Below are 8,902 nucleotides of genomic sequence, written 5' to 3'. Positions count from 1 at the left end.
GCGAGCCGCACCGCGGCCCTCATGCGCTTGCCGACCGGCTCCCGGTGCACCTCGAAGCTCTGGCAGACGGCCATGACTATCTCCAGCCCGTGCCGGCCGATCCGGCCCGGGTCCGTGGTCTCGGCCACCGGCAGCACCGGATCGCTGTCCCACACCGTGACCTCCACCCGGTCCTCGGTCAGCTCCAGATCGACCATTGAGGGGCCGGGCGCGTATTTGCAGGCGTTCGTCAGCAACTCGCTGACCACCAGTTGCACCAGGTCCGTCGCGCGGTCGGACACCGGGAGACCCCGCGCCGCCCGCACCCGCGCCAGAAACTTCCGGGCCAGCTCGCGGCCCCGGGCGATGTCGCCGGGCGTGCCCTCGTACTCTGCCGAAACTCTGACCAGCTCATTTCTCAGCTGGTCTCCACTCTGGGCAGCCACGTCCATCCGATCCGCCCTCTTCCTGAGCCTTGACCGTTACGCCAGCGCGTCTACCCCCAAAATCCGCGAACACCGGAGAAAACCGGAGAACAGCCCGTCCGATCGGCAGAACTCCGTGGTCCTGCCACTCAGTCGCCCGTGGGGCGCAGGACGAGGCAGAGGAAGCCGAACGCGTCCCGGTAGACCCGAAGCCATCCGTCGCGGTGGGCGGTGGCCGTCTCGAGTGCTTGCGCACTGTCCGGGTCGGTGGGGTGGTCCAGGGCCCAGGAGGCCAGTGACCCGGTCCAGGACCACTCGTAGTCGTCGAGCTCCCCGCGGGTACTGACGTGCCCGCCGACGGGTGTCCAGCCGTCCGCGACGACCCGCTCCAAGGTGGTCGGCAGATCGGTGAGGTCCCCGAGCATCTCGATGGCCTCGGCGGACGGCTCGCCCTCCCAGAAGCCGTCACCGACCAGGACGCGGCCCCCTGGCGCCAGGTGCTCACGTGCGGCCGCGAGGGTGGCGAGCAGACCCCCGAAGGCGTGCGTGGCGCCGACGCACAGGACGAGGTCGAACCGGTGCGGGGCGGTGAACCGTGCGGCGTCCTGGCGGTGGAGGACCAGTCGGTCCCGCACGCCGAGCCGGTCCGCCGTCTCCCGGGCGTGTGCGAGCGAGATCGCGGAGAGGTCGACGCCCTCGGCCGTGAGCCCCGGATGTTCGGCGAGGGCGCGAAGGAGCCACTCTCCCCCTCCGCAGCCCAGGTCGAGGACGCGTGCGCCGCCATGCGGGACGCCACGTGCCAGGAGCCGGCGTACCGAGTCGTCGTCGAGCGGGGCCGCGATCGGGTGATCGGCATGGGCGAGTCCGGAGATCCTCTGTCGGTCCACCGGCGGAGCCTTGCACAACCGTCCCGACGGCGCACCCGGTTTCGGAGGGCGGCCGTCCCAGGACCACAACCAGTGGTTGTACTCCTAGGATGGCCGCCGTGGATCTCATCGCCGTACGGACCTTCGTCGCCGTCGCGGAGGCGGGGCAGTTCCAGGTCGCCGCCGCCGAGCTGGCGATCACCCAACAGGCCGTCTCCAAGCGTGTCGCCGCGCTGGAGCGGGACCTCGGGGTTCCGTTGTTCACCCGCACCCCGCGGGGATCCCGGCTCACCATCGACGGGCAGGCCTTCCTCCCGCACGCGCGTGCGCTCCTCGCCGCCGCGGAACGGGCGGCCGCCTCGGTGCGGCCCGGGCGGCGGCCGCTGCGGGTCGACGTGATCGGCAGACGGCTCTCCGTGGCCGGGGTGCTGCGCGACTTCCACCGGGCCCACCCCGAGGTCGACCTCGACGTCGTCACCTTCTTCCACGTCGACGCGGACGCGGCCGTGACCGCCATCCGGTCCGGGGCGATCGACGCGTCCTTCCGCTGCGTCACCATGCCGGGAAGCACCCTCCCCGACGATGTCGAGGCCACGCCCGTCTTCGACGAGCCGCTCCACCTCTGCACCGGGCCCGCCCACGAGTTCGCGAAGGCCCGGGCGGTGACCCCGGCCCAGCTCTGCGGTCATCGCATCTGGATGCCCGGAAACGCCCCCGGCACCGAGTGGTCGGCCTACTACGACGCGCTCGCCGCCGAGTTCGGGCTCGCCATCGACGCGCTCGGCCCCGACTTCGGCGTCGAAGGGCTCCTCGACACGATCGCCGAGTCCTCGACGATCGCGACCTTCCTCGGCGAGCAGACACCCCTCGTCCGGCCCGCCGTCCACGACCTGCGACGTATCCCCCTGCGCGACCCCACACCCGTCTACCCGCACTCCCTGCTCTGGCACGCCGACAACCCGCACCCCGCGCTGTCCGTACTGCGTGCCTACCTCGCCTCCCGGCCGTCCGGTCGTCTCGACACGGAGGTCTGGACACCGGCGTGGGCCCTGCGCTCCCACCCACGGGGCGGGCGCGCCCGGACGTGATGTGCGCGGCACGCCCGAGCGGCACGCCCGGCTCGGCGGTTCCCGGGGGTGGTCAGGGGCCGGTGCGTCGCCGGTCCTGCGGACCACGTCATCGAGGCCGCCCGGCCAACGGGGCCGTACGGTACCGGACTCGGGGGTGCCCACTGGTGCACCGCGGACACGAGGCAGCCGGCTCGGCGCGCAAGGCCGAACGGGGACGGTCGCGGCCGGCGTGCCGGTCGGTCACGCCACACCCGGCCCTCCCGGGCCATCCAACGACTCACGGAGACCGATGTCCTTCTCAGCCGCCTGTTCGCCCTCGACGGCGTCCGGATGCACGGGGAGCCGCGCGTCGCCTTCCGGGAGGCGATCGGTGGTTACGAGATCCGCGGGCCGAGCGTGAACATCCCCGGGCCGGTCGTCGCCGACCGGCCCGGGTCCGGTTCGAGGGGGCCGTACGGCGTCAGCCGCCCAGGGCGCCGAGGACGACGAGCTTGGCCTCGTCCTGCACCTGCCGGAGGTGGTCCGCCCCGAGGAACGACTCCCCGTAGATCTTGTACACGTCCTCGGTGCCGGAGGGACGGGCCGCGAACCAGGCGTTCTCGGTGGTCACCTTGATGCCGCCGATGGCCGCGCCGTTGCCCGGTGCCTCGGTGAGCACGGCGGTGACCGTTTCCCCCGCGAGGGTGTCGGCGGTGACCTGGGCCGGGGACAGCTTGGCCAGGCGGGCCTTCTCCTCGCGCGTCGCGGGTGCGTCGATGCGGGCGTAGGCGGGTTCGCCGAAGCGGGCGGTGAGAGCGGCGTAGTGCTCGGAGGGCGTCCTGCCGGTGACGGCGGTGATCTCCGAGGCGAGCAGCGCCAGGATGATGCCGTCCTTGTCCGTGGTCCACACCGAACCGTCCCGGCGCAGGAAGGACGCCCCGGCGGACTCCTCGCCGCCGAAGCCGAGCGTGCCGCCGAGCAGTCCGTCCACGAACCACTTGAAGCCGACGGGTACTTCGACCAGCCGTCGGCCGAGGTCGGCGGCGACCCGGTCGATCATGCCGGAGGACACCAGCGTCTTTCCCACGCCGGCGTCGGCGGGCCACTCGGTGCGGTGGGCGTAGAGGTAGGCGATGGCGGTGGCGAGGTAGTGGTTGGGGTTCATCAGCCCGGCGTCGGGGGTGACGATGCCGTGCCGGTCGGCGTCCGCGTCGTTGCCGGTGGCGATGGTGAAGCGGTCGCGCCGTTCGATGAGCGAGGCCATCGCGTGCGGCGACGAGCAGTCCATGCGGATCCTGCCGTCCCAGTCCAGCGTCATGAACCGCCAGGTGGGGTCGGTGAGCGGGTTGACCACCGTCAGGTCGAGGCGGTGCTGCTCGGCGATGCGGCCCCAGTAGGCGACGGAGGCGCCGCCGAGCGGGTCGGCGCCGATCCGCACGCCCGCCGACCGGATCGCGTCGAGGTCCAGGACGCTCGGCAGATCCGAGACGTACGCGTCGAGGAAGTCGTAGCGGCCGGTGCCGGGCGCGGCGAGCGCCCGGGCGTAGGGGACGCGTCGTACGTCCTTGAGGCCGGCCGTGATGATCTCGTTGGCCCGGTCCTGGATCCAGGAGGTGGCGTCGGATCCCGCGGGGCCGCCGTTCGGCGGGTTGTACTTGAAGCCGCCGTCGGCGGGCGGGTTGTGCGACGGGGTGACGACCACTCCGTCGGCGAGGCCCGAGGTACGGCCCCGGTTGTGGGTGAGGATGGCGTGCGAGACCGCCGGGGTGGGGGTGTAGCCGTCCGCCGTGTCGACGAGGACGGTCACGTCGTTGGCCGCGAACACCTCCAGTGCGGTGATCCTCGCCGGCTCGGACAGGGCGTGCGTGTCGGCGCCCAGGAAGAGCGGGCCGTCGGTGCCCCGGGCGGTGCGGTACTCGCAGATGGCCTGGCTGGTGGCGGCGATGTGGTCCTCGTTGAACGCCGCCGCGAGGGACGATCCGCGGTGCCCGGACGTGCCGAAGGCCACGCGCTGCCCCGGCTCGGCCGGGTCCGGGTGCAGGGCGTAGTACGCCGTCACCAGCCGGGCTACGTCGATCAGGTCCTCGGGGCCGGCCGGCTTTCCGGCTCGGTCGTGCTGCATGCGCCCACTCCTCCGCGTCGGTCGGGACTTCGCTCGCGGTCCCATCTTCCCCTGTCCGGGGAGTGGTCCCGCGTGTTCCAGCCGAGGTGGAGGAACCGGGAGCGCCGGTTGTGCCGGCCCACCGGCCGGCCGGATGTCAGATCCGGCCGCCGGTGAGACGGGTGAGGGGACCGTGCGAGTGCCGTCCGGCGCGGCGTCCCACCGCGTACGACGCGGCGCTCACGGCGGTGATCCCGGCGCCCACGCCCGCGGCGACGAGCTTGCGGTGGGCGATGGCCGTCCACGCCGTCTTCGCCGTGGCCGCGACCTGGCCCGAGGTGGTGACGACCGCCTGGCGGCCGGCCGCGACGCCCCTGGCCGCCGTCTGCACGGCTCCGTTCGCGGCCTCGGCCGAACGCTGGGCACCGGCCTTGGCCGCCGACGCCGCGTCACCGGCCCTGTCCGCGGCGGCCCGGCTCGCCCGGGAGGCGGGGGCCGTCGCCTTCTCGGCGGCGCCGCGAGCCTTGGCCTCGGCGGTCCGGGTGCTGGTGGGCTTCTTGTTCGTGTCCTTGTTCGGATCGCTCATGGAGACCGCCTTGCCCCTCACCGCGGCGGCAAACACGAACGGCCCTTCCGGTGCTCAACGGGACTGAGTAGTCGGGGTCTTGACGTGCCGGAGGCCGAGCACGGTCGCCGCGGTGTGGACGTCGGTCAGGGCGCCGACCGTCTCGAACGCGAAGCGTGTGGAGGTCGCCGGTGGCGGGCGTCCGAGCCGTCACCGCGCCGAGCCGTCATCGCCGCAGGCCGGGCAACTCACGTGGCTCGACGCGCTCCTCCACCGCTGTGTCACCCTCGCGTACGACCACGTAGGCGCCCTTGCCCGGGACCTCCGTGACCGCCTCGACCAGTTCGGTGCCGCGGTAGACGAGGCCGACGCCGTCGTCCGTGCAGTGGGCCGCCGGAAGGGTGCCGTCGGCGACGAGGCGGTGGATCAGGGGGCGGCGCCCCGGGTCGACGTCGTAGTGCACGCCGTTGCCGTAGGGCAGGAAGCCCAGGGCGTCGGTGACCGGGCGCAGTTCGGGGCCGAAGGAGTCGGTCGCGCCGCCCCGGAACCAGCAGAGGGAACCCGCACTCACGCCGCTGAGCACGACACCCGCCTCCCAGGCCCGGCGCAGGATCCGGTCCAGGCCGTGCACGCGCCACACGGCCAGCAGGTTCGCCACCGAGCCGCCCATGACCCACACGACGTCCTGGGCGAGCACGGTCTCCTCCACGTCCTCGACGTTGGGCATGGGGAACAGGTGCAGCGGTGTCAGGTCGAACCCGGCGACGCGGGCCGCCTCCGTCATACGGGCGGTGAAGTGCTCGGCGTCCCCTATGGCGGTGCCCACGTACAGGACGCGGGGGCGGCGGCCGTGCGCGCCCGAGAGGTCCACGGCGTGATGGACCAGGGCGTCGAAGCTCACCATGGTCCGGCCACCCGCTCGGTGTCCGCCGGAGGTGGCGAGGATGGTCGGTTCCGGTGCCGTCATGCGGGTGATGCTAACGACGGCCCATGGGCGGCGCGGTGACGGGCCGTCACCGGGCGGCGGTCGGCGGCAGTTGGGCCGCGCTCACCTGCTCGCCCAGCACCTGGGCCAGGAACCGCACCAGCCACCGCTGCGCCGGGCTGCGCGAGGACTCGTGCCGTGCGTACAGGGCGATCTCGATCGGCTCGGTCTCGAAGGGCAGCCGCACCAGTCGCACCCGGTGTGAGGCGGTGAAGACCTCGCCGACGTACTCGGGGACGATGGCGATCAGGTCGGTCTGCTCCAGCAGGTAGGGCAGCATCGAGAACCGAGTGGCGTCCACGGCCACCCGCTCCAGCAGCCCGTGCGCGGCCAGCACGGCCCGGGGCGCGACGTGCCCGCTCGGCCCGAACACCGTCGCGTGGTGCTCGGCCGCGAGGTCCGGCAGCGTGACCGCGTCGCCCCGCACGCGCGGATGGTCCGCGGCGACCATGAGGACGTAGCGCTCCCGGAAGAGCGGGATCCGCACGGTCAGGTGCGAGGTGATCACCGGTGTCGCCACGAACGCGTCGAGGTCGCCGCGGCGCAGCTGGCTCTCGGCGTCCTCCACGTCGAACGGGCGGACGGTGAACGACACCCCCGGCGCACGCTCGCGCGCGGCGGCGAGGAGCCTCGGCAGGAGGGTCGCCTCGCCGAGGTCGGAGAGGGCGATCGTGAAGCGGCCCGACATGGTCCTGGGGTCGAAGGCGTCGCCCTGCCGGACCGTCCCGTCGATCTCCGCCAGGGCGCGCTGGAGCGGCTCGTACAGCCGTCGGGCGCCGGCTGTGGGCGTGAGCCCGCGTCCGTTGCGGCGGAACAGCTCGTCGTCGAAGTGCCGCCGGAGCTTGCCCAGGCTGTAGCTCACGGTGGGCTGCGTGACGTGGAGCGTCTCCGCGGTGGCCGTGACGCTGCCGGTCTCGTACAGGAGGACGAAGACGCGGGCCAGGTTGAGATCGAAGGTGCCCATATCGACGGACTCTATATCGGCATGCCGAAACATCTATTGGTGCCCATGTCGCGGGGTGCCTAGCGTGTCGGACGTCACTTCGAAAGGAACGTCCGTGCCATCCGTGCGTCGTGTCTCCCACGATTTCCTGGAGCGCCAGGGGCTCACCACCGTCTTCGGCAATCCGGGCTCCAACGAACTGCCCTTCCTCGCCGAGCTGCCCGACGGCTTCCGCTACGTCCTCGGACTGCACGAGGGCGCCGTCGTCGGCATGGCCGACGGCTACGCCCAGGCGACCGGCCGCCCGGTCCTGGTCAACCTGCACGCCGCCTCGGGTTCGGGCAACGCGATGGGCGCGCTGACCAACGCCGTGGCCTCGCGCACCCCGCTCGTGGTGGTGGCCGGACAGCAGGTGCGGCCCGCCATCGGTCCGGAGGCCAACCTGGCGAGCGTGGACGCGCAGACCCTGATGAAGCCGCTGGTCGGCTGGGCGGCGGAGCCGGCGTGCGCCGAGGACGTGCCGCGCGCGCTCGCCCAGGCCGTATTCGAGGCGCGGCTCCAGCAGCGCCCGACCTACCTCTCCGTCCCGTACGACGACTGGTCGGCCGAGGCCGGCGACAACGCCCCGGCCGTGCTCGACCGGCGGGTCGAGCGGGCCTCCGTGCCCGGCCGTGAGCACGGCCGCCGGCTCGTCGAGCAGGTCGCCTCCGCACGGCGTCCCGCGCTCGTGCTGGGCGGCGACATCGACTCGGCCGGCCGCTTCGACGACGCCGTCCGGCTGGCCGAGCGCCTGGGCGGCCCGGTGTGGGCGGCTCCCTCGCTCTTCCGGCTGCCCTTTCCCAACCGGCATCCGCAGTTCCGGGGCGTGCTGCCCGCCGGGATCGCGCCGATCTCCGAGGCCTTCGAGGGGCACGACCTCGTACTGGTGCTGGGCGCGCCGGTGTTCCGCTACCACGAGTACGTTCCCGGCCGGTACCTGCCGGAGGGCACCCGGTTGATCCAGGTGACCGAGGACGCGTCGGCCGCCGCGCGGGCGCCGATGGGCGAGGCGCTGGTCGCCGACCCCGGGGCCGTCATCGACCTTCTCCTGAAGGCGCTCGACGCGCCGGGAACGCCGGCGGGCCCCTACCGGCCCGCGCCCGAGCCGCTCACCCCCGAGGGGCCGGGCTGCCACCCCGAGCAGGTCTTCGCCGCGCTGCGCGACGAACTGCCCGAGGACACCGCGTACGTCGTCGAGTCGACGTCGACCAACTCCGCGTGGTGGCGCCAGATGGACCTGCGCCGCCAGGGTTCCTACTACTTCCCGGCGGCCGGAGGGCTCGGCTTCGGTCTGCCCGGCGCGGTCGGCGTCGCGATGGCCCAGCCAGGCCGCCCGGTCGTCGGCGTGATCGGGGACGGCTCGGCCAACTACGGCATCACCGCCCTGTGGACGGCGGCGCAGCACCGGGTCCCGCTGACCGTCGTGCTGCTGCGCAACGGCACCTACGGGGCGCTGCGCTGGTTCGGCGGTCTGCTCGGCGTGCCCAACGCCCCCGGGCTGGACATCCCGGGACTGGACTTCACCCGCGTCGCGGAGGGCTACGGCGTCCGCGCCCGGCATGTCGGCGGGGCCGGGGAACTGCGCGCCGTGCTGGCCGAGCGGCCGGACCAGCCCCGTCTCATCCAGGTGGACACGGCGCTCACCACGCCCTCCTGACATACGACTTGACCGGCCGAGCGCCCGGAGCCGCCGACGCGCTCGGCACCCGAAGATCCCGAAGAAGGGGAAGCCGATGACACTCCTGGACAGCGACGTCTGGGGCGGGAAGTTCTTCAGCGACGGCTGGCAGGACTCCCCCGCCGAGCAGCCGGTGACCGAGCCGGCGACCGGCGACCGGCTCGGCACGGTGGGCCTCGCCACGGCCGAGGACGTCGGCCGCGCGGCGGCCCGGGCCGCCGGGGCCCAGCGAGAGTGGGCGGCGACCTCGCCGCAGCGGCGGGCCGCCGTGC

At 73.3% G+C, this 8,902-nt stretch carries 9 protein-coding genes; 3 read left to right on the top strand and 6 right to left on the bottom strand.

Translation table 11 applies throughout. The features are described from left to right. Window positions 1–425: ATP-binding protein (locus EBH09_RS34850; RefSeq protein WP_238697531.1), on the bottom strand; the 425-nt coding region annotated here is incomplete at its 3' end. A 128-nt stretch (window positions 426–553) separates the two neighbouring features. After that, window positions 554–1,291: a class I SAM-dependent methyltransferase gene (locus tag EBH09_RS34845; protein ID WP_121750779.1), complete on the bottom strand. Its 738-nt coding sequence runs from the start codon at window positions 1,289–1,291 to the stop codon at window positions 554–556. A 98-nt stretch (window positions 1,292–1,389) separates the two neighbouring features. Between EBH09_RS34845 and EBH09_RS34840 the strand changes: the two genes are divergently transcribed. After that, window positions 1,390–2,358: a LysR family transcriptional regulator gene (locus tag EBH09_RS34840; protein ID WP_121751162.1), complete on the top strand. Its 969-nt coding sequence runs from the start codon at window positions 1,390–1,392 to the stop codon at window positions 2,356–2,358. A 442-nt stretch (window positions 2,359–2,800) separates the two neighbouring features. Here EBH09_RS34840 and pgm read toward each other — a convergent pair whose 3' ends face one another. The 4 genes from pgm to EBH09_RS34815 all read right to left on the bottom strand — a co-directional run bounded on the left by pgm (window position 2,801) and on the right by EBH09_RS34815 (window position 6,934). After that, complete coding sequence (gene pgm / locus EBH09_RS34830) at window positions 2,801–4,441, bottom strand: phosphoglucomutase (alpha-D-glucose-1,6-bisphosphate-dependent) (protein ID WP_121750778.1); 1,641 nt, start codon at window positions 4,439–4,441, stop codon at window positions 2,801–2,803. Between the two features lie 136 nt (window positions 4,442–4,577). Then, window positions 4,578–5,006 carry a hypothetical protein gene (locus EBH09_RS34825; protein WP_193776693.1) on the bottom strand — a complete coding sequence of 143 codons (429 nt, stop codon included), beginning with the start codon at window positions 5,004–5,006 and terminating at the stop codon, window positions 4,578–4,580. A 205-nt stretch (window positions 5,007–5,211) separates the two neighbouring features. Next, the gene (locus tag EBH09_RS34820) at window positions 5,212–5,952 is read right to left on the bottom strand and encodes a peptidase E (protein ID WP_121750776.1); all 741 of its coding nucleotides are present in this window, start codon (window positions 5,950–5,952) and stop codon (window positions 5,212–5,214) included. A 46-nt stretch (window positions 5,953–5,998) separates the two neighbouring features. Continuing rightward, complete coding sequence (locus tag EBH09_RS34815; protein ID WP_121750775.1) at window positions 5,999–6,934, bottom strand: LysR family transcriptional regulator; 936 nt, start codon at window positions 6,932–6,934, stop codon at window positions 5,999–6,001. Window positions 6,935–7,028: 94 nt separating this feature from the next. On the opposite strand from EBH09_RS34815, the gene mdlC reads away from it, so the two are divergent. Both mdlC and EBH09_RS34805 read left to right on the top strand, forming a co-directional pair. Further along, the gene (mdlC, locus tag EBH09_RS34810; protein WP_121750774.1) at window positions 7,029–8,609 is read left to right on the top strand and encodes a benzoylformate decarboxylase; all 1,581 of its coding nucleotides are present in this window, start codon (window positions 7,029–7,031) and stop codon (window positions 8,607–8,609) included. A 76-nt stretch (window positions 8,610–8,685) separates the two neighbouring features. Beyond that, on the top strand, window positions 8,686–8,902 hold a 217-nt coding region (locus EBH09_RS34805), incomplete at its 3' end, for an aldehyde dehydrogenase family protein (protein ID WP_121750773.1).

This window comes from Streptomyces sp. E2N166 (assembly GCF_003671715.1).
GTDB lineage: Bacteria > Actinomycetota > Actinomycetes > Streptomycetales > Streptomycetaceae > Streptomyces > Streptomyces thinghirensis.
Note: the sequence above shows the minus strand (reverse complement) of the source record. Positions and strands in the feature narration are given on the sequence as shown.

What these genes read in the sequence shown, in the direction of transcription:
- pgm (WP_121750778.1), bottom strand. Translation starts at nt 4,441, where the DNA reads ATGCAGCACGACCGAGCCGGAAAGCCGGCCGGCCCCGAGGACCTGATC.
- EBH09_RS34825 (WP_193776693.1), bottom strand. Translation starts at nt 5,006, where the DNA reads ATGAGCGATCCGAACAAGGACACGAACAAGAAGCCCACCAGCACCCGG.
- EBH09_RS34820 (WP_121750776.1), bottom strand. Translation starts at nt 5,952, where the DNA reads ATGACGGCACCGGAACCGACCATCCTCGCCACCTCCGGCGGACACCGA.
- EBH09_RS34815 (WP_121750775.1), bottom strand. Translation starts at nt 6,934, where the DNA reads ATGGGCACCTTCGATCTCAACCTGGCCCGCGTCTTCGTCCTCCTGTAC.